Consider the following 22,754-nt stretch of genomic DNA (forward strand, 5'->3'; position numbering starts at 1 on the left):
CGGCCTATTGCGTCGAGCCGGTGGTGAGGCCGGTGCCCGCCGACGGCGCCGGGATGGCGCCGTTCGGCTGTGTGCCGTTCGACGGTTGGCCCGCCGAACTGCCAAAGTAACGGAAGAAATCGGAATCCGGCGAAAGCAGCATCGTCGTCCCCGTGCCGTCTAGCGCGGCCGTGTAGGCCGACATCGAACGGTAGAAGTCGAAGAAGTCGGGATCGCGCTGGAACGCGTCCGCGAAGATGGAATTCCGCTCGGCTTCGCCTTCACCGCGCAGGATTTCGGATTCCCTGCGCGCCTCGGCGACGATCTCCACGACCTCGCGATCCGCACGGGCGCGGATGCGCTGCGCCGCCTCGCGGCCACGCGCACGCAGACGCTCGGCCTCGGCCAGGCGCTCGGCCTTCATGCGCTCGTAGGTCTGCTGCGAGACCTCCTGCGTGAGGTCGGTGCGGCGGATGCGGACATCGACGATCTCGAGGCCGAGCGAGGTGGCATCCGGGCGCAACTGCTCGGCCACGTCACGCATCATCGAGCCGCGCTCTTCCGACAGCGCCGCTTCGAAGCCGCGCTGGCCGTAGACACGGCGCAGGGCAGCGTCGAGACGGGTGCGCAGCCGCTGCTCGGCTAGCTGCACGCTGCCCGACACGGCCTGGCGGAACCGCCGCGGATCCGAAATGCGGTAGGCGACGAACGCGTCCACCTCGTAGAACTTGCCGCCCGAGACCTGAACGCGGATGTCGTCGAGATCGAAGCGCAGGACGCGATCCTCGATCATCTGGACGTTATCGGCCTCCAGAAAGCTGAACGGCGCCTTGAAGTAGATGCCGGGCTCGGTCTTGACGTCGACGATCTCGCCGAAGCGCAGGACGATCGCCTGCTCGCGCTCGTTCACCACGAAGATCGAGGAATAGAGGAGGAAAAGGATGACTGCGGCTACGGCCGCGATGATCGGAAAACGGTTTCCCATCAGTTGTTTCCTCCCTGTCCGGTCTGCTGGCCACGCAGTTCGGGCAGCGGCAGATACGGTATCACGCCCTGGCCGTTGCCTTGCTCGACGATCACCTTGTTGGAATTCTTCAGAACGTTCTCCATGGTCTCCAGGAACAGGCGCCGGCGGGTCACGTCGGGGGCCTTGGCATACTCTTCGTGAACGGAGATGAAGCGCTGGGCCTCACCTTCCGCTTCCTGAACGACGCGGTTCTTGTAGGCCGCCGCCTCTTCGCGGATCTGAGCCGCCTCGCCTCGCGCCTGGCCGAGCTTCTGGTTGGAGTACTGGTTCGATTCCTCCACGAAACGGTCCTCGTCCTGCTCGGCGCGCTGCACCTCGTCGAACGCGTCGGCCACTTCGCGCGGCGGGGCCGCGTCCTCGATCGAGATGGCGTTCACGGCCAGCCCGGCTCCGAAGTCGTTGAGCGTCTGCTGCATGATCGAACGGACGTTCTCGGCGATGCCCTGGCGGTCGTCGCGGAAAATATCCTGCGCGGGACGGCGCCCGACCACCTCGCGCATCGCGCTTTCGGCAACCTGGCGCAGCATTTCGTCGGGCGCAGCCACCCTGAAGAGATAGGCATTGGGATCGTCGACCTGATAGGCGACGGAAAATCTCACATCGACGAGGTTCTGGTCGCCTGAAAGCATGAGGCCCGAAGACGAGCCGCCGCGCACCTCGCCGATATTGAGAAGCTTTTCGGCGATGCTTGCCTTTTCCACGGTTTCGATCGGCCACCAATGGAAATGCAGGCCCGGTTCCGAAATTTCTTCCTTCGGCTTGCCGAAGCGCAGTTCGACCGCGAGTTCGTCCGGCTGGACGGTATAGACCGACTGGAACAGCCAGAGCGCGACGACGGCCACCGCCACCAGCGCGAAGAAGGCCGGATTGGCCTGACCGCCGCCCGGCAGCGCCTGTTTAAGGCGATCCTGGCCGCGGCGAATGATGTCCTCGAGGTCGGGCGGATTTCCCTGTGGTCCGCCAGGGCCGCGCGGCCCCTGTCCCCAAGGTCCTCCCCCGCCGCCATTGTTGCCGCCGCCTCCCCACGGACCTCCGCCGCTTTGATTGTTCCAGGGCATATATTTCCTCTTGTCTAGGATTCACATTACGACGGAACTTCCGCCGAGCGTTGCCGTTTCATGTGGTTATAGGCACCCGCCGTCATGCTTTCAACGAGCCCCGCTTTGTCTAAGTGGCTTAGCGGCAGTTCGCCGCGCCATTTTCTTGAATTTTCTACTTCCTGTGGCGTTCATAGACCACGTAGCGGGTCGGGTGACTGTCCTTTTCACCAGCCGGAAAGCTTTCCTCCTCCGCAACATACCACGTTTCGGGATCTATTTCCGGGAATCGCGTGTCGCCTCGGGGAGCGGCCGCGACATGCGTCACATGGAGGGTATCGGCCGAATTTAGGGCCTGCGCATAGATCTCGCCGCCGCCGATCACGCAGATTTCATCGATCCCGTCCGCCTCCGCCTGCTCGCGGGCGATGGCAATCGCCTCGCCAAGCGATCCGACGACCCGGGCGCCCTCGGCCCGATAGTTCCCGTCGCGCGTGATGACGATGTTGAGACGACCGGGCAGCGGACGGCGCGGAAAGCTCTCCCAGGTCTTGCGGCCCATGATGATGGGCTTGCCCATCGTCTGCGCCTTGAAGCGCTTCATGTCGGTCGAAAGCCGCCACGGCAGGCCGCCGTCATTCCCGATCACGCCGTTTTCGCCGATCGCCACGACGATTGCCGTCTTCATCCGTTCTCCTGTCCTGTACTTTCGCTGCAATGGTCGGAGACGGGAGGAACCCGCGGCCGGATACTTTTGCGGGATCAGACCGCCACCGGGGCCTTGATGTGCGGATCGGCCTCGTAACCTTCGAGCCTGAAATCCTCGTAGCGGAAGGCGAATAGGTCCGTCACTTCCGGATTGATCCACATGCCCGGCAACGGCTTGGGCATCCTCGCAAGCTGCTCGCGTGCCTGGTCGAAATGGTTCGAGTAGATATGCGCGTCGCCGAGCGTGTGGACGAAGTCGCCGGCTTTCAGCCCGGTGACCTGCGCCACCATCATCGTCAGCAGCGCGTAGGAGGCGATGTTGAAGGGCACGCCGAGGAATATGTCGGCCGAGCGCTGGTAGAGCTGGCAGGAAAGCCGGCCCTCGGAAACATAGAACTGGAACAGGCAATGGCAGGGCGGCAGGGCCATCTGGTCGATTTCGGCCGGGTTCCAGGCCGAAACGATCAGCCGCCGCGAATTAGGATTCGAGCGTATCTGGCTGAGAAGATTCGAGATCTGGTCGATGGAGCGGCCATCCGGCGCCGGCCAGGAGCGCCATTGCGACCCGTAGACGGGGCCGAGATCGCCGTTCTCGTCCGCCCACTCGTCCCAGATCGTCACCCCGTTTTCGCGCAGATAAGCGACGTTGGTGTCGCCTTTCAGGAACCAGAGCAGCTCGTGGATGATCGAGCGCAGATGCAGCTTCTTGGTCGTGGTGACCGGAAACCCCTGCGCGAGATCGAAGCGCATCTGGTGGCCGAAGACGCCACGCGTGCCGGTTCCGGTGCGGTCGTCGCGGTCGACGCCATTCTCCAGGACATGGGCGAGAAGATCGAGATATTGACGCATATGGCTCAGCCGATTCGACAGTTTGGCCCATCATAGACCAGCGGGTCGCGTCCGCCCATGCGCCGCCGCGTCTTTCCCCAGCCGCGCGGCGGAAAACCCGCCCCGCGACCGCGAAAGATCGTTCAAGTCGAGCTGATCAGAGGTCCCCGAGCTTCCCCAGATGCTTGGCCACCAGGTAATAGAATGTAACGCGGCTCTTGGAGCTGTCCTTCGCCATGGTCTCGCAGACGAGCTCGATCGCCTTGTCCGCCTTCCCCTCGTCGGTGACGCCGAGCTTCTTGGCGCACCATTTCTGACGCACGCGCTTCAATTCCTCCGGATCCTGGCAGGCAACCAGCGACGAATCGCGGTTGCGCAACGCGATGCCGAGATGCCGGACGATCTTCTTCACGACGTCTTCGCTCGCGCTGGCATCGTATTTCTTCACATCTGCAAGGTAGTCGGCCATCGGATATTTCCCTCCTGATCCGGTTGTGGATTCGCAAATCCGGCCTCGGCGCGACCGCGCATCATGCGCTGAGCCGAGCCGGTTGAAGCTTCCGTTCTTGCACAACCGGTGTCAAGCCTGTGGTTCGGCTTGCTTTTGCGGCCTGATTAACGTCCCCGCCCCCCTTCCATTTCGCTTTCCCCGCACCTATATTCGCCCCGTCAGCTTGCCTGACTATGGCGATAAACGGCCGATGAAATAAGCCATTCGGACCCGGGGGCGGTACCCGGCGCCTCCACCAGAAGCCGCCGTCGTCGAGCGACGGTTTCTGATGGGGGCGAAATAGGATCGACGAGGGTGTAAAGATCGGACTTTTGCCCGGCATTGTACCACCGTTATCGGGCTACAATTATAGTTGCCAACGACAACTATGCGGAAGCACGTCTCGCTGCTTAATGCGGCGCGATAGCTTCAATTCAAGCCCTAGGCCGTCGCAGGTCTAGGCGGGGTCCGGAGGCACCTGGCAACAGAAGCCTCCACTTCCCTCTCCTAAAAATCTCTCCTTCACATCATCAGTCGTAGCGCGCAGGCCGTCTCCCCGCGGCTGCATCTCCTCGCGCGCAACATGCCTTCAACGAGGATATTCACATGTCGACGGACTCAGACCGTTTCTTCGTGCTCACCGGCGGGCCCGGATCGGGCAAGACCACGCTGATCGAGGCGTTGCGAGACTCAGGCCATGTCTCCTCGGTCGAGGCCGGGCGTGGCATCATCCAGCAGCATATGGCGATTTCCGGTCCCGTGCTGCCCTGGAACGATCCCGCGCTCTTTGCCGAGACGATGCTGTCCTGGGAAATGCGCTCGCACGCGATCGCGCGAGACGAAGACGGGATCGTGTTCTTCGATCGCGGGGTGCCGGACATCGCCGGCTATCTGAAGCTCTCCGGACTGCCCGTGCCCGCGCATGTCGGGAAGGCGGCGGAAATCTTCCGCTACAACCGCAAGGTCTTCGTGCTGCCGCCCTGGCCGGAAATCTTCACGCAGGACGCCGAGCGCAGGCAGGATCTGGACGAAGCGCGCCGAACCTTCGAGGCGGTGTCGCATGCCTACGAGGCCTGCGGCTATGAGCTGGTCGCCGTTCCGCCGGCCTCGGTCGAGGAACGCCGGCGCTTCGTGTTGGCCGAGGTCGGCGCGTCAACCTGAATGCGATCCTCGCCAGGCCGCCCCACGACCGCTCACCTGCCGGGTAAACGGTCGTGGGGTATCTTTGCGTCTCACTCCGCCGGCGCCTCGGCCACCTGCCGCGCCCGGCCCAGCGTCAGTTGCGTCAGCACGAAGGCGAGGATGGCGCAGGTGGCGATGCCGACGACCATCGGCAGTGCCGTTCCGTCGAAGAACAGGCCTGCGACCGCCATGGCAACCGCGCCGGTCGCGAAATGCAGCGTGCCGAGCAGCGCCGACGCCGTGCCGGCGATCTCGCCATGGTCGTCCATGGCCAGCACCGACGTGGTCGGGATGACGAGGCCGAGGAAGCCGTAGCCGACGAAGAGCAGCGCGGCCATCACATCCAACCGGTCGACGCCGCTCGACATGATCGCGAGCAGCACGACCATCGTCGTGGTGTAGCCGGCGACCGCCAGCCGCACGACGCGGCGCAGGCCGAAGCGATCCGACAGCACGCCGGTGAGCTGCGACATGCCGATGAAGGCCACCGCGTTGATCGAGAAGAAGACGCTGTAGACCGAAGGCGACAGGCCGTAATGGTCGATCAGGATGAAGGACGAGCTCGCCAGATAGATGAAGAAGCTCGAAATCCCGAAGCCGCCGATCAGCGTCAAGCCGAGGAAGTTGCGGTCGCCCATCAGGAAGCGGTAGCCGGCGAGCGCGCTGGCGAAGGAGCTGCCTTGCCGGTGCTCGACGGGCCGCGTCTCGGCGAGCGAGGTCGTCAGCAGCACGACGGCGAGGACAGCCGCGCCGGTCACCGTCCAGAACACGGCGCGCCAGCCGAACGCTTCGATGACCAGGCTGCCGGTCAGCGGCGCGAGGATCGGCGAGACGCTGAACACCAGCATCAGAAGCGACATGAGCTTGGCCGCCTCGTTGCCGGTGTGCAGGTCGCGCACTATGGCGCGCGGCACCACCATGCCGGCGCTGGCGCCGAGCCCCTGCAGGAAACGGAAGGCGATCAGCCATTCGATCGACGGCGCGAGCGCCGAGCCGATGCCGCCGACGGCGAAGAGGCCGAGTCCGAAATAGAGCGGCGCCTTGCGTCCCGTCATGTCGGAAATCGGACCGACGACGATCTGGCCGAATCCCATGGAAAGGAAGAACACGAGCAGGCTCATCTGCACGGCGCTGGTGCTCGCATTGAGGTCCGCGCCGATCGTCGGCAGCGCGGGAAGATACATATCGATGGCGAAGGGGCCGATTGCCGACAACAGGCCGAGCACGACCGCGATGCGGAGGAAGTTGAGCGACATGACGTGGATCTTTCGGAGTTGAACTGTGTTCATGCGACCGCCCCTCTCCTCCACGAGTTGCCGTTCGCATAGGTCTATATTTTTGGACATTCTTGTCTAAATTGTCAATCAGCCCTATATAGATTTTTATGACGACCGGTATCGCTCCTGACATAGCCCTGCCACGCAGCCATTCGGCCAAGCGCCTCTGCATCATCGAGGCGGCGGCGCGCGTCTTCTGCCGCGAGGGATTTGCGGGAGCCAACATCGACCTGATCGCCGCGGAAGCCGGCGTGTCCCGGCAGACGGTCTACAATCACCACGGCGACAAGGAAAAACTCTTCGTCGCCGTCGTCCAGGACATATCCGACCGCACCAACGCCGCGATCTTCGAAACCCTTTCCACCTTTCCCGACCGTCCCGACGATCTTGAAGCCGATCTCGTCGAGTTCGCGGTTCGCCTGAACCGGAACTGCGTCTGCAATTCGGAGGGCCGCTTCCTGCGCAAGCTGCTGCAGGCGGAAAGCGACCGCTATCCGGAGCTGTTCAGCGGCTGGTGCGACCAGGGCCCGGCGAAGATCTGGGCCGCGCTCGGCGCTCGCTTCGCCCGTCTCGCCCATGCCGGCCTCATCGAAATCGACGAGCCTGACATGGTTGCGCGGCAGTTCCTCGCCCTCATCAATGCCGATCTGCAGATGCTCCTGCAGATGGGCCGCCAGCCCTCGGAGGAGCAGCAGCGCCAATCCGCGCAGAACGCGGTGCGCATGTTCCTGCGGGCCTACGGAAAACGCCCGTAATTCCTTCGGACCGTTCGTCGTCCCCCGCTCTTCGTTCACGTTCTTCACCACGAAGGCTGCCGAAGGCTGCGACGGCGCTATATTCGGTTTACGTCCGCACCAAGCTTGATTACAGGTGTGTGAATTCGATTCATGAAGGCTGGAAGTGCCCATGGCAGAAGACCTGATACGCTACGACATTCTTGCCCAGGAAGCCTTGCGCGGGGTAATGCGGAAGGTGCTGGGAGAGGTCGCGCGTACCGGCCTTCCGGGCAACCATCATTTCTTCATCACCTTCCTCACCAAGGCGGCCGGCGTTCGCATATCGAGCCGCCTGCGCGAGCGCTATCCTGATCAGATGACGATCGTGCTGCAGTATCAGTACTGGGACCTGAAGGTGACCGACAGCGGCTTCGAGGTCGGCCTCTCCTTCTCCGACGTGCCGGAGAAACTGGAGATTCCCTTCACCGCCGTGCGGGGGTTCTACGATCCCTCGGTCGACTTCTCGCTCGAATTCGAGGTGAAGGCGGAAAACGAGGAAGAGGAGGTGGACGACGAAGGCGATCAGCCTGAAGCCGCTCCCGCGCCGACGCCTGCGATCGCCCCGCGAAAGCCTCGTGCCAAGGCAAAATCCGAGGACAAGGGCACCGCCCCCGAGGAAGCGAAGGAGGCGGCCAAATCCGCGGATGTCGTCTCGCTCGACGCATTCCGCAAGAAGTGATCGGCGATGGCGGAGATCCTCAATCTCCGGATGGCACGAAAACGCCGCGCGCGCGCCGACAAGGAGCGCGAGGCTGACCGCAACCGCATCCTGCATGGCCTGCCGAAGGCGGAACGCAAGGCGGCGAGCACCGAGCGCGAAAGAGCGCTGAGCGCGCTTGAAAACCACCGGCGCGAAAAAACCGACGGGACGCGCGAGGATTGAGCGCGGTCGTCAAGAGGTCGGTGTCGATCCGCGGTCACAGAACCAGCTTTTCCCTGGAACAGCCCTTCTTCGACGAACTCGCCGTGATAGCCGAGGCACGCGGAATGGCGCTCGCGGCCCTTGTCGGCGAGATCGACGAGAAGCGACGGCGCGACACCAACCTGTCCTCCGCGCTCAGGCTCCACGTGCTCGACTGTCTGAAGGAGCGCGCGCGCGGCTCCTGATTACTGCTCCGTGTCGAGCGACCGCAGCAGCCCGTCGATCGACATGTTGCGCTCGGAAAAGATGTCCGAAACGCCCGGCAGATCGGAACGCCCCTCCCCCGCGGCGCGGCCGGCCGCGCGTTCCGGCGGTGCGTTGCCGCCCCGCGGAGCCGGTATCGGCGCACGCTCCATCTCCGCCGGTAAAGGATCACCCACGGTCTCGCGTGCCTTCATCAGGGCCTCGACCTCGGCGCGCAGCTTCTCGTTCTCCTGGCGCAGGCGTTTCTCTTCCTTCGCGCGCGCCTCTTCCTCGGCCCGCGCCTTGGCTTCGGCCTCGGCTTTCTGCCGTGCCTCCTCTTCCGCCTGGCGCGTGCGTTCCTCCTCGGCCAGGCGGCGCTGCTCGGCGGCTTCCGCCTCGCGCTTCGCATGTGCCTCGGCCTCAAGCCGCGCCTCTTCCGCCTCCTCGGCGGCCCGGCGCTCCTCCTCGGCGGCGCGCACGCGCGCTTCCTGCCGCTCCTGGTAGTAGCGCGCCTCGCGGCGATAGCGCTGCTTCTCCAGAAGCGAAGCCTGCATCGCCTCGACCCGCTCCTGCTCGCGCTCGAGCGCCCGCTGGGTCAGGAACTGCGCCAGCGGCTCGGTATCGACCGACACCTGCACGTCGCCGCGGGTGCCCTCGACGCGGAAGCGAACCGCCGGTTCCGAGCCGGCAAGCGCCTCCTGCCCCGGATCGTAGGAGATCGCCGCATTGGCGGAAAAGGCGGATGTGCCGAGATCGGCGCCGACATCGGCGCTGAGCACCGCGCCGGGCGTTTCGAGCCTGAGCGGCGGGGCGCGCACCACGCCGTTGGCGATCGTCAGCGCGAGGTCCGCGCCGGCGGCGCTGAAGGCGCCGTTCGTCGCGATCTGCGGCGCGAAGCCGGCCGTGCGCACGGCATCGATGTCCCGGCCGATCTTGTCCGCCTCGGCGAGGATGGGCTGGAAGGCGGCCGGATTGATGCCGACCACGACCAGATTGCGCAGCTTCATGGAGCCGGAGCCCGCCAGAGCCGACACCAGGCCGTCGAGCGACTTGCCGCTGGAGGTGACATTGGCGGATATGTTGGCCATGCCCTCGACCCCGGGCAAGCCGAGAACGGTGGCGAGATTGGCTTCCTCGAGCTGCAGTTGCGCGGACAGAAGCCCGGTCCCGTTGTCGTTCTTCAACTCGACCAGACCGCTCACCGCGCCACCGCTGAGCTTGCCGCCGATGTCCGAGACGGCGACGCCTTCCGGACCGAGCCGCACCGACATGCGCCCGTCCTGGATGGCCTGCGCGCCCGCGAGCAGCTTCTCGGCCCTGATGTCGACATCGGCGGTGAAAGGCAAGGAGGTCGCCTGCTGGAACGGCGTGGTCGACCAGTCTGTCCCGCCGCCGGCGAGCGCCTGCTCGCCGAGGACCATTTCCGCCAGAAGGCGTAGATCGAGCGCGTCGATGCCGAGCGAGCCAGTCAGATGCGCCACGCCGTCCTTCCCCTGCGCGTTGAGGTCGCCGCTGACCCGTGCTCCGGCGATGCTTCCGCCGAGGCCCGACATAACCGTAAGCCCCCTGGCATAGTCGAGCTGCGCCTTGAGATCGACGGGAAGCCCGATGCTCATCTGTGGCAGCGCCACGCCCGCCGTCATCAGCCACGGCGCGAGATCGTCAGAGGTGATGCTGCTCGCGCCTTTCGCGAAGAATCCGTCATCGGCAAGCGTGCTTTGACCCTCGAAGCCCGCTTCCAGCCCGTCGCCGCGAAAAGCCAGCTTCGTCCCCGCGCCGTCGGCCAGCACACCGTCGAGCGAGAATTCCGCTTCCGCCTTGCCGATAAAGTCGAGCGGCAGCGCCGGCAGGCCGAGCAACGCATAGAGCTTCGCGGCCTCATCGTTCTGGGCCTTGGCGGTCAGCGACAGAGGCGTGCTCGCAAGATCGCCGCGCAGGTTCTTGAACGAGTTCGCCAGCGTGAAGCTTGTCCCGCCGGCTTCGCCATTGGCATTTATCCCAAGTCCGCTGGTGCCGTCGCCATTGCCGGCGATGCTCGCCACCGCGTCGATTCTCGCATCGGAAAGCAGGCCGGGAAAATCGGCGGCGCGGCGCGCGAGCTCGCGCATGGCGACGTTTTGCGGATAACGCCGCGAGATCGCCGTGACGAGCGGGTCCAGATCGACGGAAACGATCGTGGCGTCGATATCGCCGGCCGGCTCGCCCGACAGATCCTTGATCGTGCCCGTCGCGCTCACGCTGGCGCCAGCCAGGCCGCCGATCGTCAGCCGGTCGATCTCCAGCTGGCCGTCGCGCAGGCGAAGCGCCGTGTCCACGGTTTCCGCCTCGAGACCCGCCGCCTCGACCGGCCCGGCTTCGATCTCGAAGTCCAGATCGTGGTCGGCAAGCCGGTTCACGCCCTTGTCGCTGACGAAGAGCGAGGCGAAGGCGGTCATGCCCTCGACGTCGAGCCGGTCGCCCTTGAGGCGCATGATCATGGAGGGCTTGGCGTTTTCAGGCTGGCGGTTGTCGATCTCGCCGCGGAACTTCGCCGACCCCAGCATCAATTCGAGATCGGAAAAAAGCTGCCGGCGCTCCGTCAGGTCCACCTTGGCGCTGAAGCCGGCGGCGGGAAGCCGCCGGATCGCCTCGTCTATGTCCTTCGAAAGCCAGGCCGCGAAGCCCGAGGGCTGGCCGACGGCGAGCAGCAGCGAGCCCTTGAAGCCGAGTTCCTCGCGCGTGGCAAGCTCGCCTTCGGCTTCCAGCGTGGTGCGCCCCGGCAGCGAAGCGCCGAGCGAGGCGATCGTCCAGCCCGCATCCGAAGGCTGCGCCGAGAGACTTACGTCGCGGATCGTCGTGTCGCCCGCCACGATCGCCGGCAGCTGCACCTCGACCGTGCCGGGAATGGCCGGCTTCGGCAGATCCATCACGAATTCACGGAAGCCAGCCGCCCGCTCGTCGAAGCTCGCCTTGCCGTCCTCGCCCTCGGCCGCGCCCGCGAACCTGATTTGCGCGCCGTCGGCGCGAACGGCGAAGCGCGGCGAGGCGCCGAGGTCGAACTCGGCCGAACCGTCGGCGGTATAGGGATCTTCCAGCGGTCCCGTCTCGAAGCGGAACTCGTCGACGGCGATCCGGGTGTGGTCGAGATCGAATTTGCCGCTGAGGCGATAGGCCGGCGGGCCCTTTTCCGCCACGGCGGCCTCTTCACCCGTCCGCTCGGCGCGGCCGGGGCTGGCGTTGAGCCTGAAGTCGCCGGCGTAGTCGGCCGCGCCGTCCAGGAGCCGCGCCGTGCCGTCCGCTTCGAACGCGAAGGGGTAGCGCTCCGGCTGCGCCTTGACCCTCAGCCTCATGCCGCCCTTCTCGTCCACGGAGCCGGTCGAGACCGAAACGGCCGTCTTCATGCCGTCGAGCCGCAGCGAACCATCCATGCGCCAGGGCCCCGCCAGCGAACGCGCCGAAATGTCGGCATTCACCTCCGTCAGCGCATGGGTGCGCCCGCTCGCCTCATGGCGTAGCGAAACCGTGCCGTCGGTGATCGTCAGCTTTTCGAGCGAGATGTTGCGGGCGTCCATCGGCACGGAGGGGCGCACCGACCAGTCGACCATGCCGTCCTTGGCCACGTCGATGACGACGCTGGGGCGCACCAGCCGCATGTCGAAGATCAGCAGCTCGCCGCGCATGAAGGGAGCGAGCTCGGCATCCATGGAAAAGGTTTCCACCGTCATCGCCGGTTCGTCGGGTGTCGCGCCCGCCACGACCACGTCGGAAAAGGAAACCGAAGGGAACGGCAGTATCCGCGCGGTGGCCGAGCCTTCCACCTTCACCTCGCGGCCGAGTATGCGGCCGGCCTCGCGCTCGAACTCGGCCCGATAGGAAGTCCAGTCGATAAAATACGGCGCCACCAGCGCGAAGGTCAGCGCCAGTACGATCAATCCACCGATGGCGACGAAAAATCGGGCCAGTTGAATCCTCCAGCGGGAATCCGGAAACCGGCCAATAGTTTAGCCGCATTAGCGTGTCGATAAAGTGGCAAATCGCCTTATGCAGAGGCGATGTCCCTCAGCCGGAGGTGGAGGTGAACACTTTTCCCGGGTTCATGATGCCGAGCGGATCGATCGCCTGCTTGATCGCGCGCATCACATCGACGCCCGCGCCGAGCTCACGTTCGAGGAACGGCATCTTGCCCTGCCCGATCCCGTGCTCGCCGGTACAGGTGCCCTCCATGGCGATGGCGCGCATGTTGAGCCGCGCCACGAACGCTTCCGCCGCCTCGATCTCCTTCGGATCGTCGGCGTCCATCAGCACCATGGCGTGGAAATTACCGTCGCCGACATGGCCCACGATGGGCGCGATCAGGCCGGAACGGGCAATTTCCTCCTCGGTTTCGTTGATGCATTCGGCGAGCCGCGAGATCGGCACGCAGACGTCGGTGGCAAGCGCCTTGCAGCCGGGCCGGAGCGCAAGCCCGGCCCAATAGGAATCGTGGCGCGCCTTCCACAGCTTGGCGCGTTCCTCGGCGACGTTCGTCCACAGGAAAGGTCCGCCGCCGTACTCGGCCGCGATTTCGCCGAACATCTCCGCCTGCTCGCCCACGCCGGCCTCGGTGCCGTGGAATTCGACGAACAGGCAGGGAGATTCGGCATATCCGAGATTCGAATAGGCGTTGAGGGACTTCATCCCGAGCGCATTGATCAACTCGATGCGCGCCACCGGTATGCCCATCTGGATCGTCATGATGACCGCGCGACAGGCCGCGTCGACGCTCGGAAACGGACATACGCCGCCCGAAATCGCCTGCGGGATGCCATGCAGCTTGAGCGTCACCGAGGCGATCACGCCGAGCGTGCCTTCCGAGCCGACGAGCAGCCGCGTCAGGTCGTAGCCGGCGGAGGATTTGCGCGCCCGCTTCGCCGTGGTGACGGCGCGGCCGTCCGGCATCACGGCGGTGAGCGACAAAACGTTCTCGCGCATCGTGCCGTAACGCACCGCGTTCGTGCCGGAGGCGCGCGTGGAGGTCATGCCGCCGATGCTGGCGTTGGCGCCCGGATCGATCGGAAAGAACAGTCCGGTGTCGCGCAGATGCGCGTTGAGCTCCTCGCGCGTGATTCCGGCCTCGACCGTGCAGTCGAGATCCTCCGCGTTGACCGAAAGCACGCCCTTCATCTGCGAGGTGTCGATCGAGATGCCGCCGCCCGGCGCGTTCACATGGCCTTCGAGCGAGGTTCCCGTGCCGAAGGGGATAATCGGCACGCGATGCTCGGCGCAGATGCGGACCGCGTCCTGGATCTCCTCCAGCGTCTTGGGAAACACCACGCCGTCGGGAAGCTGCGAGGGAATGTAGGTCGTCGTGTGCGAATGCTGCTCGCGCACGGCGTGGCCGGTAACGAAAGCGTCGCCGAATCGCTGCCTGAAAATGCCGACCGCCTCAGCGATGCCGGCATCGTTCCGTTCGACCTGAGCCAGTTGCGCCAGTGCCATCGCGTGCTCCTCCGTTCGACCAAACGGCAAGCCTTGTGCGGCCCCGCCGTTTCGTTTTGTATCCCAGTTGCAAATCGCCGGGCCGTTGTCCAGCGACCAGCCAGCAACAGGATATCCGCATGACCTCCGCCCCTGCCCCGTTCGTTTCCAGCGTCCTCGAGATCGAGAAGGATTGGATCGACTATAACGGCCATCTGAACATGGCCTACTACAACGTCCTCTTCGACCGCGCCTCCGACGAGGCGTTCGAGTTTCTCGGCATGGGCGCCGAATACGCGAAGGAAAGGCGGCTCACCACCTACACGGCCGAAATCCACGTCTGCTACGTGCGCGAGCTGCATCTGGGAGACAGGGTGACCTCCACGTTCCAGATGCTCGACCACGACGAGAAGCGGTTTCACGTCTTCCAGGAACTCCATCACCGGGACGGCTGGCTGGCCGCCACCTCCGAATCGCTGACGCTCCACGTCGACATGACCGGGCCGAGGGTCTGCCGCTTCCCGGCCGACATCCTCGCCAATGTCGAGAAGATGCGGGCCGCGCATACGGCCTTGCCGGTCTCCGAGCGGATCGGACGGCCGATCGGCATCCGTCGCAGGAAGGTCTGAGCGGCTTTCCGCGCCGTTAGGACATCGTTAACCCTAACGGAGTTTACACAAATCGTTCCTCCCCCCGGGGTTGAACCCTCCGCCCGCCGCCGAAAAAATCCCGGCATGACGAATCGAACCGGAACGAGCCAGTGGCGGGGGCATGGTCCGGCGAAGCGGACGGGCATGGACGTTGCCCGTCTTTCGAGCTTTCTCGCCGATGACGACACCATCAGCGACTATGATTTCTGGCGGGCGCTGAAGACGCTCGACAACGAACTCTACCGCATCGAGCGATCGAGTCTTCCGATCCCCATCAACGTCATCTACGCGCGCCAGATCATAGAGACCGCGCGCCGCAAGCGCTGCGCGAGGCGCTAGGGCCGCCCGTCCCGCGCGGGACTTCAGGCCAGTTTTTCCTTCAGGAACGCCACCGTCCTGTCCCACGCGAGTTTCGCCGCCGCCTCGTCGTAGCGGGCTTCCGACGTGTCGTTGTTGAAGGCGTGGTTCGCGCCCTCGTACATGTAGATGGTCGCCTCCTTGCCGGCCGCCTCCAGCGCCTGCCTGTAAGGTTCGATCCCGGCATTGATGCGATCGTCGAGCCCCGCATAGTGGAGGACCAGCGCCGCATTGATCTTCTCGACATCCTCCGTGGCGGCCTGCCTGCCATAATAGGCGACGCCGGCCTTCAGCGTCGGTGCGTTGACGGCGAGGTCGTTGACCGCCCCACCGCCCCAGCAGAAGCCGATCGCGCCGACATTGCCGTTGGACGCCTCGTGGTTTTCGAGCCAGGCGACCGTCGCCACGCCGTTGTCGACGACGCCGCGCTGGTCGAGCTGCCCGATCATGCTACGGGCCTCGTCCTCGTCGGCCGGCGTCCCACCGGCAGGCGACAGATAGTCCGGCGCAAGCGCGACGAAGCCTTCGAGCGCCATGCGGCGCGCGACATCCCTGATATGCGGGTTGAGCCCGCGATTTTCGTGGATGACGATCACTGCCGGCAGCCTGCCTTCCGCATCCGCGGGCGAAACGAGATAGCCTTTCATGTCGCCGCCCGCCCCCGGATAAGTGACGTCCTGCGCGTTCAGGCGCTCATCGTCTTCGGGAACGATCTGCGCATGAGCCGAATTCGCGGCCAGCAGCGGCACGATCGCGGCCGCCGCCGCTCCGGAACCCGCAAGCCGGGTCAGCTTCTCCATGAAGGCACGGCGGTCGAGGGTGAGATGCGTGTATTCGTCGTAGGCGTCGATCATCGCCTGCGTTATCTGGGGCTTCGCCATTTGCTCCTCCCTTCGTGTCCATCACCCGAAGGATAGGAGAGAGGCGCGCGCGGTCCAGTCAACCATGCGTGACGGCCGCGCGCGCGCCCAGAATGTCCTATTCGTCGTCCTTCGACGCCTGGTTTTCCAGAAAGCGGATGCGGTTGCCGAAGGGGTCGATCACCTCGACCTCGAGTCCCCAATCCTGGCGCTCCAGTCCGGGTCGGTTGTAGCGGTAGTTCTTGGCGAGCAGCGTCCTGTGCCAGGCCTCGATGCCTTTCATGTAGACGATCATGTTGCCGCCGGGGCTGGCATCGCCCGAATGCTCGCTCAGATGCAGCCTGAGCCCGCGGTTCGAGACCTGGCAGTAAAGCGGGAAATTCTCGCCGAAGCGGTGCTCCCAGTCCACGCTGAAGCCGAGGAAGCCGACATAGAACTCCATCGCCTTGTCGACGTCGAATATGCGCACGATCGGCACCGCCTGCTGGAATTGCGGGCTGCCGGCGGAGTCCTCCGCCTCGATCTTCGCACTCAGGACGTTCCAGGTGGCGAGGCCGAACTGCCTGGCCACGATCTCCAGCGCCTCGCTGTGCGATACGGAGACGTTCTTTTCGGCAAGGGCTTCGCGCATGGCCCTGGCCATGGCTTTGGCATCACGGAAATTGCGCATTGCGTCCGATCCTTCGAACCGGCGAAACAAATCATCAGCGTCCGCATTGCCGATGCCTTCGCCGGATTGGAAAGACCGGTTGAAAGGATCATGGAAGCGTTCGCCAAACCCTTGGAGGGCGCGGACTGCAGGCCGCTCCCGGCCCTTGCCAGACAGTCGTAGAAGCCGATCGTCGCCGCGTCAATTCTTCCTTTGCTCCGAAACCGATTACGGCGTTTCTGCGATAAAATTGAGCAAAAGGGTTGCCTCCGTGAATCTCACGGCCTATGTTGGACAGATCAACAAACGAAATCCTCAATGTCACGGTCAATATCTTGAAATGATACTGGCTGTGGGATTCCTTTTTGTGCTCGAACATAGCTGTCATTTGACTGACGAAGGAATCCGATAGATTTAGAAGGCTCCATGAAATTCAAGGTATCTGCCAAGAACATTTTCAAGATTTTTGGCACTCATCCCGAAGAAGCGCTTCGCCTTTTGCGTGAAGGCCGCAGCAAGGAAGAGATTTTCGCCGAAACCGGCCACACCGTAGGCGTCCAGGACACGAGCTTCGACGTGGGCGAAGGCCAGATCTTCGTCGTCATGGGCCTGTCGGGTTCGGGCAAGTCGACGCTGGTGCGCATGATCAACGGCTTGATTGAGCCGACTTCGGGCCAGATGCTCGTCGACGGCGTCGATGTCGCCTCCTGCTCGGCGCAGGAACTGCGCCGCATCCGGCGCGAGAAGGTCGCGATGGTGTTCCAGCACTTCGCCTTGTTCCCACACAAGACGGTTGCCGAGAACGCCGCCTACGGCCTGAAGATCCGCGGCATGGCCGCTGCCGAGCGACGCGAGCGCGCGATCGCCGCCCTCGCCCAGGTCGGGCTCGAGGCCTATGCCGACAGCTATCCCGACGAGCTTTCCGGCGGCATGCAGCAGCGCGTGGGACTTGCCCGCGGGCTTGCGGCCGAGCCGGAAGTTCTCCTCATGGACGAGCCCTTCTCGGCGCTCGATCCGCTCATCCGCCGCGACATGCAGGAGGAACTGCTCGAACTGCAGCGCACGATGAAGAAGACGATCATCTTCATCACCCACGACCTCAACGAGGCGCTCACGCTCGGCGACAAGATCGCGATCATGAAGGATGGCCGCTTCGTCCAGATCGGTACGGCCGAGGAGATCGTGGACACGCCGGCGGACGACTATGTCGCGGCCTTCACCGCGGACATCGACCGCTCGCGCGTCTTCACCGCGGCCAGCGTCTCCGTCGCCCCCGAGGCGCTCGAGCTTTCATCCGCCACCGCCCAATCGGCGATCCAGCGCATGGAAGAGCTGGGGCGCGACGCGCTCTACATCGTCGACGGCGAAAACATCGCCGGCCTGGTCACCTATCGCGACCTGACGGCTTCCGTCCGCGACAATGGCGGCGCGCTTCGCGACGCCATCCTTTCCGACTTTCCGAAGGCGGGTCGTTCGACCGAGCTTTTCGAGCTCTATCCGCTTGCCCAGAGCGGGCTTCCCATCGCCGTGACCAACCGCAAGGGCCGGCTGGAGGGCATCGTTCCGCCGGAAGCCGTGTTCGCGAAGCTCGCCGGCGAACAGCAGCCGGCAGCCTGAGGCCAGGAGTTTTTCATGTTCAGTCCCTCAGACCTTCTCACCATTCCCTTGAACGAATGGGTCAACAGCTTCGTGCGCGACTGGCTGGTGCCGAATTTCCGGCCGTTCTTCCGCTCGCTGCAATGGCCCGTCACGCTGGTGCTCAACAATCTCGACGCGTTTCTCAATGCCGTGCCGATGCTGGCCTTCACCGCGGTCCTCGCACTCGTCGCGTGGCGAACCGCCGGCCACCGGGTTGCGATATTCACGGCGATCGCGCTCTGCTTCATCGATATGATCGGCCTCTGGCCGGAAACGATGACGACCTTGTCGATGGTCGTCACCGCGGTCTTCTTCTGCACCGTGATCGGCATTCCGCTGGGCATAATCGCGGCCGGCAGCGACCGTTTCCAGATGGTGCTGCGCCCGGTGCTCGACATCATGCAGACGATCCCCTCCTTCGTCTATCTCGTGCCCATCGTCATGCTGTTCGGCGTCGGCATGGTCCCCGGCATCATAGCGACGATCATCTTCGCGCTGCCGCCGATCATCCGCCTGACCAATCTCGGCATCCGCAACGTGCGCCATGATCTGATCGAGGCGGCGCAGACGTTCGGCTCGACCCGCTGGCAGATGCTGTGGGATCTGCAGTTCCCGCTCGCCCTGCGCACCATCATGGCCGGCCTCAACCAGACGCTGATGCTGGCGCTGTCGATGGTGGTGATCGCGGCGATGATCGGCGCCGGCGGGCTCGGCCTCGTGGTCTTCACCGGCCTCGGCCGCCTCGACGTCGGCAACGCGACCGCCGGCGGCGTCGGCATCGTGCTGATCGCGATCATCCTCGATCGCATCACCCAGGCGCTCGGCGAGCAGCGGCAGGTCCGCACCACGTCGCTGTTTGCGACGCTCAAGCAGCTCTTCAGCGTGTCGGCGCCTCCTGTCGACCGCACCGAACGGGCAGGCTGATCCGGTCTGCCCGGCCGCATTCCATTGGGGCGGCATCCGCGTCCTGCTTCTTGCAGGCGATCAGGCAAAGAAAATCAAAGGAGAACCATCATGAAGAGAGCAATTCTCTCCCGGGCGCTGGCACTCGGCGTGTCAATCGCCGCCATCGGAGCGATGCAATTGCCCGCCGTCGCGCAGGACAATCCCGGCGACGGCACCACCGTCAGGATGGCGCAGGCGACCTGGGACACGGGTTGGTTCGAGGCCGCGATCTACAAGCAGATGCTGGAGGCGCTCGGCTACACGGTCGAGGGACCGACCACGCTCGACAACCCGCCCTTCTACCAGGCCGTCGCCCAGGGCGATTTGGACCTGTGGGTCAATGGCTGGTTCCCGCTGCACAACACCTATGAAAGCACCTTCTCGCAGGGTGCCGAGATTGTCGGCGCGGTCGCCGAGGGCGGTGCGCTGGAGGGCTATCTGGTCGACAAGGCCTCGGCCGAGAAGTTCGACATCAAGACGCTCGACGACTTCAAGCGCGACGAGGTCAAGGAAGCCTTCGACCGTGACGGCGACGGCAAGGCCGATCTGGTCGCCTGCCCGCCCGGCTGGGGCTGCGAGGTCAATATCGAACACCATCTCGACGCCTACGAGCTGCGCGATCACGTGAACCCGATCAAGGCGAGCTACGCGGCCTCGATGGCCGATGCGATCGCCGCCTACGAGCAGGGCGAGCCTATCCTGTTCTACACCTGGACGCCGAACTGGACCGTCAACGCGCTCGTTCCGGGCGAGGACGTGGTCTGGATCGAGGTGCCGGAAGTGGACCTGCCGGAGGAGATCGCCGATCTCGCCGACGCCGCGACGCTCGACGGCGTGACCGGCTGCGTTGCCGATCCCTGCACGCTCGGCTTCCCGGCGAACGACATCCGTCCTGTCGCCAACACGGCGTTCCTCGACGAGAACCCGGCGGTGCGCAAGCTGCTCGAGGAAGCTTCGATTCCGGTCGAGGACATCTTCGCGCAGAACGCCAAGATGAATGACGGCGAGGGCAGCCAGTCGGATGTCGACCGTCACGCCTCCGAATGGATCGAGGCCAACCGCGATCTGGTCGACGGCTGGCTGGAAACCGCCCGCCAGTCCAACTGAGGCGAAGCTCGGTCGAGTTTCTCGAAGCGGGCCCTCGTGGCCCGCTTCTTCACATTTGACGGCCGGCGGCAGGAGAAACCCGCTTCGTGCTGGCCTTTCCGGCCCGAATCACTACATTCGGAGCAAATGTCCGGTTCCCCTGACGATATTCCCTTCTTCGACGAGGAGGACGCGCCGCGCCGCGCCCCTGCCCCAGCGGCGGGTGGCATCGCCGCGCGCGCCATGGCGGCAAGGCAGGGCGGCAGCGCGCCCGACTATCTGAAGGGGCTCAACCCCGAGCAGCGGCTTGCCGTGGAGACCACCGAAGGCCCGGTGCTGGTGCTCGCCGGCGCCGGCACCGGCAAGACCCGCGTGCTGACGACGCGCATCGCGCACATCCTCGCCACCGGCCGCGCCTGGCCCTCGCAGATCCTTGCCGTCACCTTCACCAACAAGGCGGCGCGCGAGATGAAGAGCCGCATCGGCGTGCTCGTCGGCGAGCAGGTGGAGGGCATGCCCTGGCTCGGCACCTTCCATTCGATCGGCGTCAAGCTGCTGCGCCGCCATGCCGAACTGGTCGGCCTGCGCTCCGACTTCACCATCCTCGACACCGACGACGTCATCCGGCTGATCAAGCAGTTGATCCAGGCCGAGGGGCTCGACGACAAGCGCTGGCCTGCGCGCCAATTCGCGATGATGATCGACGGCTGGAAGAACAAGGGCCTCGGCCCGGCCGAAATTCCCGAGGGCGACGCCCGCTCCTTTGCCAACGGCAAGGGCCGCGAACTCTACAAGGCCTATCAGGACCGGCTCCTGACGCTCAATGCCTGCGATTTCGGCGACCTGCTCTGTCATCCGATCCGCGTCCTGCGCCAGCACCACGACGTGCTTTCGGAATATCACCGCAAGTTCAAATACATATTGGTGGACGAGTATCAGGACACCAACACCGCGCAGTATATGTGGCTGCGGCTGTTGGCGCAGCGGCCGGGCACCAACGGGAACCCCGGCCCCGCGGAGAGCCCGCCGTCGACGACGGCGGTGCGGCCCGTGAGCGAAAGCAAGGTCAACATCTGCTGCGTGGGCGACGACGATCAGTCGATCTACGGCTGGCGTGGCGCCGAGGTCGACAACATCCTGCGCTTCGAGAAGGATTTTCCCGGCGCGACCGTGATCCGGCTCGAGCGCAACTACCGCTCGACCGCGCATATCCTCGGTGCGGCCTCGCATCTCATCGCGCACAATGAAGGCCGGCTCGGCAAGACGCTCTTCACCGATGCCCCCGACCCGGACGACCCCAAGGTGATGGTCCATGCCGCCTGGGATTCGGAGGAGGAGGCGCGCGCCGTCGGCGAGGAGATCGAGGCCCTGCAGCGCAAGGGCTGCAATCTCAACGACATGGCGATCCTGGTGCGCGCGTCCTTCCAGATGCGCGAGTTCGAGGACCGTTTCGTCACGCTCGGCCTCAACTACCGCGTCATCGGCGGCCCGCGCTTCTACGAGCGCCAGGAGATCCGCGACGCGATGGCCTATTTCCGCGTCGTCGCTCAGCCGGCCGACGACCTCGCCTTCGAACGCATCGTCAACGTGCCCAAGCGCGGGCTCGGCGAGGCCGCAGTCAGGCAGGTCCACGACACCGCGCGTGCGCTGCGGGTGCCGATGCTGGAGGCGGCCGCCAAGCTCGCCGAGAGCGACGAGCTGAAGCCCAAGCCGCGTGCCGCGCTGCGAGAGGTGGCGGCCAATTTCGCCCGTTGGCAGGGCCTCATCGACACGACCCCGCATACCGAGCTCGCAGAGACCATCCTGGAGGAATCCGGCTACACCGACATGTGGAAGAACGACCGCTCGGCGGAGGCGCCGGGGCGGCTCGAAAACCTCAAGGAGCTGATCCGCTCCATGGAGGAATACGAGTCGCTGCGCTCCTTCCTCGAACATGTCGCTCTCGTCATGGACGCCGAGCAGCAGGAAGAGCTCGACGCGGTCAACATCATGACGCTGCATTCGGCCAAGGGGCTGGAGTTCGACACCGTCTTCCTCCCCGGCTGGGAGGAAGGGCTCTTCCCGCACCAGCGCTCGCTCGACGAGGGCGGCCGCTCCGGCCTCGAGGAGGAGCGCCGTCTCGCCTATGTCGGGCTCACGCGCGCCAAGAAGAACCTGCATCTCTGGTTCGTCTCCAACCGCCGCATCCACGGCCTCTGGCAATCGACGATCCCCTCGCGCTTCCTCGACGAACTGCCGGAGATGCATGTCGAGGTGGCCGAGACCGGCTCATCCTATGGCGGCTACGGCGGCTATGGCGATGTCGGCCGGCGCAATCCCTACGGCGCCTCGCGCTTCGACAATGTCGGCCAGGGCAGCGGTTCCTTTTCCAACACCTACGCCACGCCCGGCTGGCAGCGCGCGCAGCAGAATCGCACCGAAGCGACCGACCGCAACTGGGGCTCGCGCTCCGGTCACGCGGTCGAGCGCATCGGCTATGGCGAGACGGATTCGGGCTACGGTGCCGGCCGCGGCTCGGTGAAGGGTCGCACGATCGAGGGCGAACTGGTCGCCAAGTCGGTTTCCGACAGCCCTTCCCCGTTCAAGGTCGGCGACCGCGTCTTCCACCAGAAGTTCGGCAACGGCAACGTCTCCGCCATCGACGGCAACAAGCTCACCATCGATTTCGACAAGGCCGGCCAAAAGCGCGTGCTCGACGGCTTCGTCAGCGCCGTCTGAACGGCT

Annotated in this window: 21 protein-coding genes and 1 other RNA gene; 12 read left to right on the forward strand and 10 right to left on the reverse strand. The window is 64.9% G+C overall.

The window, feature by feature from the left end:
* Positions 1 to 4: 4 nt before the first annotated feature.
* The 5 genes from hflC to XW59_RS07130 all read right to left on the reverse strand — a co-directional run bounded on the left by hflC (position 5) and on the right by XW59_RS07130 (position 4,048).
* On the reverse strand, positions 5 to 964 hold the full coding sequence (gene hflC / locus XW59_RS07110; RefSeq protein ID WP_047144190.1) for a protease modulator HflC: 960 nt from the start codon (positions 962 to 964) through the stop codon (positions 5 to 7).
* Positions 964 to 2,064 carry an FtsH protease activity modulator HflK gene (gene hflK, locus XW59_RS07115; RefSeq protein WP_047144189.1) on the reverse strand — a complete coding sequence of 367 codons (1,101 nt, stop codon included), beginning with the start codon at positions 2,062 to 2,064 and terminating at the stop codon, positions 964 to 966. Before hflK ends, hflC begins: the two co-directional genes overlap by 1 nt.
* A 154-nt stretch (positions 2,065 to 2,218) precedes the next feature.
* Complete coding sequence (locus XW59_RS07120) at positions 2,219 to 2,731, reverse strand: dihydrofolate reductase (protein WP_047144188.1); 513 nt, start codon at positions 2,729 to 2,731, stop codon at positions 2,219 to 2,221.
* 74 nt (positions 2,732 to 2,805) lie between these two features.
* Positions 2,806 to 3,600, reverse strand: a complete 795-nt coding sequence (locus XW59_RS07125; protein ID WP_047144187.1) for a thymidylate synthase — start codon at positions 3,598 to 3,600, stop codon at positions 2,806 to 2,808.
* 136 nt (positions 3,601 to 3,736) lie between these two features.
* A complete protein-coding gene (locus XW59_RS07130) occupies positions 3,737 to 4,048 on the reverse strand; it encodes a DUF2853 family protein (protein WP_047144186.1) in 312 nt (103 codons plus the stop codon).
* Between the two features lie 160 nt (positions 4,049 to 4,208).
* On the opposite strand from XW59_RS07130, the gene ssrA reads away from it, so the two are divergent.
* Positions 4,209 to 4,568: a transfer-messenger RNA gene (ssrA, locus tag XW59_RS07135) on the forward strand.
* 107 nt (positions 4,569 to 4,675) lie between these two features.
* Positions 4,676 to 5,230 carry an AAA family ATPase gene (locus XW59_RS07140; RefSeq protein ID WP_047144185.1) on the forward strand — a complete coding sequence of 185 codons (555 nt, stop codon included), beginning with the start codon at positions 4,676 to 4,678 and terminating at the stop codon, positions 5,228 to 5,230.
* 71 nt (positions 5,231 to 5,301) lie between these two features.
* On the opposite strand, the gene XW59_RS07145 is transcribed toward XW59_RS07140, so the two are convergent.
* The gene (locus tag XW59_RS07145; protein WP_047144184.1) at positions 5,302 to 6,507 is read right to left on the reverse strand and encodes a multidrug effflux MFS transporter; all 1,206 of its coding nucleotides are present in this window, start codon (positions 6,505 to 6,507) and stop codon (positions 5,302 to 5,304) included.
* Positions 6,508 to 6,635: 128 nt separating this feature from the next.
* Between XW59_RS07145 and XW59_RS07150 the strand changes: the two genes are divergently transcribed.
* The 4 genes from XW59_RS07150 to XW59_RS07165 all read left to right on the forward strand — a co-directional run bounded on the left by XW59_RS07150 (position 6,636) and on the right by XW59_RS07165 (position 8,411).
* Complete coding sequence (locus XW59_RS07150) at positions 6,636 to 7,283, forward strand: TetR/AcrR family transcriptional regulator (RefSeq protein WP_047144183.1); 648 nt, start codon at positions 6,636 to 6,638, stop codon at positions 7,281 to 7,283.
* A gap of 151 nt (positions 7,284 to 7,434) precedes the next feature.
* On the forward strand, positions 7,435 to 7,983 hold the full coding sequence (locus XW59_RS07155; protein WP_047144182.1) for an SspB family protein: 549 nt from the start codon (positions 7,435 to 7,437) through the stop codon (positions 7,981 to 7,983).
* A gap of 6 nt (positions 7,984 to 7,989) precedes the next feature.
* Positions 7,990 to 8,187, forward strand: coding sequence for a DUF4169 family protein (locus XW59_RS07160; RefSeq protein WP_047144181.1), 198 nt, complete (start codon positions 7,990 to 7,992; stop codon positions 8,185 to 8,187).
* Positions 8,184 to 8,411, forward strand: a complete 228-nt coding sequence (locus XW59_RS07165; RefSeq protein ID WP_047144180.1) for a ribbon-helix-helix domain-containing protein — start codon at positions 8,184 to 8,186, stop codon at positions 8,409 to 8,411. The genes XW59_RS07160 and XW59_RS07165 overlap by 4 nt, the downstream gene beginning before the upstream one ends.
* Here XW59_RS07165 and XW59_RS07170 read toward each other — a convergent pair whose 3' ends face one another.
* The gene (locus tag XW59_RS07170; RefSeq protein ID WP_246666022.1) at positions 8,412 to 12,320 is read right to left on the reverse strand and encodes an AsmA-like C-terminal region-containing protein; all 3,909 of its coding nucleotides are present in this window, start codon (positions 12,318 to 12,320) and stop codon (positions 8,412 to 8,414) included. It abuts the gene before it with no gap.
* Between the two features lie 127 nt (positions 12,321 to 12,447).
* A complete protein-coding gene (locus XW59_RS07175) occupies positions 12,448 to 13,866 on the reverse strand; it encodes an FAD-linked oxidase C-terminal domain-containing protein (RefSeq protein ID WP_047144178.1) in 1,419 nt (472 codons plus the stop codon).
* A 119-nt stretch (positions 13,867 to 13,985) separates the two neighbouring features.
* On the opposite strand from XW59_RS07175, the gene XW59_RS07180 reads away from it, so the two are divergent.
* Both XW59_RS07180 and XW59_RS07185 read left to right on the forward strand, forming a co-directional pair.
* Entirely contained in the window at positions 13,986 to 14,474 is a 489-nt protein-coding gene (locus XW59_RS07180; RefSeq protein WP_047144177.1) for a thioesterase family protein, read from the forward strand.
* A 105-nt stretch (positions 14,475 to 14,579) separates the two neighbouring features.
* A complete protein-coding gene (locus tag XW59_RS07185) occupies positions 14,580 to 14,834 on the forward strand; it encodes a hypothetical protein (protein ID WP_246666023.1) in 255 nt (84 codons plus the stop codon).
* A 23-nt stretch (positions 14,835 to 14,857) separates the two neighbouring features.
* Here XW59_RS07185 and XW59_RS07190 read toward each other — a convergent pair whose 3' ends face one another.
* Positions 14,858 to 15,733 (reverse strand): dienelactone hydrolase family protein, encoded by an 876-nt coding sequence (locus XW59_RS07190; protein WP_047144176.1) that lies wholly within the window; start codon positions 15,731 to 15,733, stop codon positions 14,858 to 14,860.
* 97 nt (positions 15,734 to 15,830) lie between these two features.
* Positions 15,831 to 16,382 carry a glyoxalase superfamily protein gene (locus XW59_RS07195; RefSeq protein ID WP_047144175.1) on the reverse strand — a complete coding sequence of 184 codons (552 nt, stop codon included), beginning with the start codon at positions 16,380 to 16,382 and terminating at the stop codon, positions 15,831 to 15,833.
* Between the two features lie 405 nt (positions 16,383 to 16,787).
* On the opposite strand from XW59_RS07195, the gene XW59_RS07200 reads away from it, so the two are divergent.
* The 4 genes from XW59_RS07200 to XW59_RS07215 all read left to right on the forward strand — a co-directional run bounded on the left by XW59_RS07200 (position 16,788) and on the right by XW59_RS07215 (position 22,748).
* Positions 16,788 to 17,978, forward strand: coding sequence for a glycine betaine/L-proline ABC transporter ATP-binding protein (locus XW59_RS07200; RefSeq protein WP_047144174.1), 1,191 nt, complete (start codon positions 16,788 to 16,790; stop codon positions 17,976 to 17,978).
* Between the two features lie 15 nt (positions 17,979 to 17,993).
* The gene (locus XW59_RS07205; RefSeq protein ID WP_047144173.1) at positions 17,994 to 18,923 is read left to right on the forward strand and encodes a proline/glycine betaine ABC transporter permease; all 930 of its coding nucleotides are present in this window, start codon (positions 17,994 to 17,996) and stop codon (positions 18,921 to 18,923) included.
* Positions 18,924 to 19,013: 90 nt separating this feature from the next.
* Complete coding sequence (gene proX, locus XW59_RS07210) at positions 19,014 to 20,051, forward strand: glycine betaine/L-proline ABC transporter substrate-binding protein ProX (protein ID WP_047144172.1); 1,038 nt, start codon at positions 19,014 to 19,016, stop codon at positions 20,049 to 20,051.
* A 126-nt stretch (positions 20,052 to 20,177) separates the two neighbouring features.
* The gene (locus XW59_RS07215) at positions 20,178 to 22,748 is read left to right on the forward strand and encodes a UvrD-helicase domain-containing protein (RefSeq protein ID WP_137326990.1); all 2,571 of its coding nucleotides are present in this window, start codon (positions 20,178 to 20,180) and stop codon (positions 22,746 to 22,748) included.
* Positions 22,749 to 22,754 lie beyond the last annotated feature (6 nt).

Origin of the sequence: Aquamicrobium sp. LC103 (assembly GCF_001014615.2) — a bacterium.
Classification (GTDB): domain Bacteria; phylum Pseudomonadota; class Alphaproteobacteria; order Rhizobiales; family Rhizobiaceae; genus LBCQ02.

Excerpts from the sequence above, each read along its gene's own strand:
- hflK (WP_047144189.1), bottom strand. The coding sequence starts at position 2,064 with ATGCCCTGGAACAATCAAAGCGGCGGAGGTCCGTGGGGAGGCGGCGGC.
- XW59_RS07130 (WP_047144186.1), bottom strand. The coding sequence starts at position 4,048 with ATGGCCGACTACCTTGCAGATGTGAAGAAATACGATGCCAGCGCGAGC.
- XW59_RS07205 (WP_047144173.1), top strand. The coding sequence starts at position 17,994 with ATGTTCAGTCCCTCAGACCTTCTCACCATTCCCTTGAACGAATGGGTC.
- XW59_RS07185 (WP_246666023.1), top strand. The coding sequence starts at position 14,580 with ATGACGAATCGAACCGGAACGAGCCAGTGGCGGGGGCATGGTCCGGCG.
- XW59_RS07200 (WP_047144174.1), top strand. The coding sequence starts at position 16,788 with ATGAAATTCAAGGTATCTGCCAAGAACATTTTCAAGATTTTTGGCACT.
- XW59_RS07180 (WP_047144177.1), top strand. The coding sequence starts at position 13,986 with ATGACCTCCGCCCCTGCCCCGTTCGTTTCCAGCGTCCTCGAGATCGAG.
- XW59_RS07150 (WP_047144183.1), top strand. The coding sequence starts at position 6,636 with ATGACGACCGGTATCGCTCCTGACATAGCCCTGCCACGCAGCCATTCG.
- XW59_RS07155 (WP_047144182.1), top strand. The coding sequence starts at position 7,435 with ATGGCAGAAGACCTGATACGCTACGACATTCTTGCCCAGGAAGCCTTG.
- XW59_RS07195 (WP_047144175.1), bottom strand. The coding sequence starts at position 16,382 with ATGCGCAATTTCCGTGATGCCAAAGCCATGGCCAGGGCCATGCGCGAA.
- XW59_RS07125 (WP_047144187.1), bottom strand. The coding sequence starts at position 3,600 with ATGCGTCAATATCTCGATCTTCTCGCCCATGTCCTGGAGAATGGCGTC.
- XW59_RS07175 (WP_047144178.1), bottom strand. The coding sequence starts at position 13,866 with ATGGCACTGGCGCAACTGGCTCAGGTCGAACGGAACGATGCCGGCATC.
- proX (WP_047144172.1), top strand. The coding sequence starts at position 19,014 with ATGAAGAGAGCAATTCTCTCCCGGGCGCTGGCACTCGGCGTGTCAATC.
- XW59_RS07215 (WP_137326990.1), top strand. The coding sequence starts at position 20,178 with ATGTCCGGTTCCCCTGACGATATTCCCTTCTTCGACGAGGAGGACGCG.
- XW59_RS07190 (WP_047144176.1), bottom strand. The coding sequence starts at position 15,733 with ATGGCGAAGCCCCAGATAACGCAGGCGATGATCGACGCCTACGACGAA.
- hflC (WP_047144190.1), bottom strand. The coding sequence starts at position 964 with ATGGGAAACCGTTTTCCGATCATCGCGGCCGTAGCCGCAGTCATCCTT.
- XW59_RS07145 (WP_047144184.1), bottom strand. The coding sequence starts at position 6,507 with ATGTCGCTCAACTTCCTCCGCATCGCGGTCGTGCTCGGCCTGTTGTCG.
- XW59_RS07120 (WP_047144188.1), bottom strand. The coding sequence starts at position 2,731 with ATGAAGACGGCAATCGTCGTGGCGATCGGCGAAAACGGCGTGATCGGG.
- XW59_RS07160 (WP_047144181.1), top strand. The coding sequence starts at position 7,990 with ATGGCGGAGATCCTCAATCTCCGGATGGCACGAAAACGCCGCGCGCGC.
- XW59_RS07140 (WP_047144185.1), top strand. The coding sequence starts at position 4,676 with ATGTCGACGGACTCAGACCGTTTCTTCGTGCTCACCGGCGGGCCCGGA.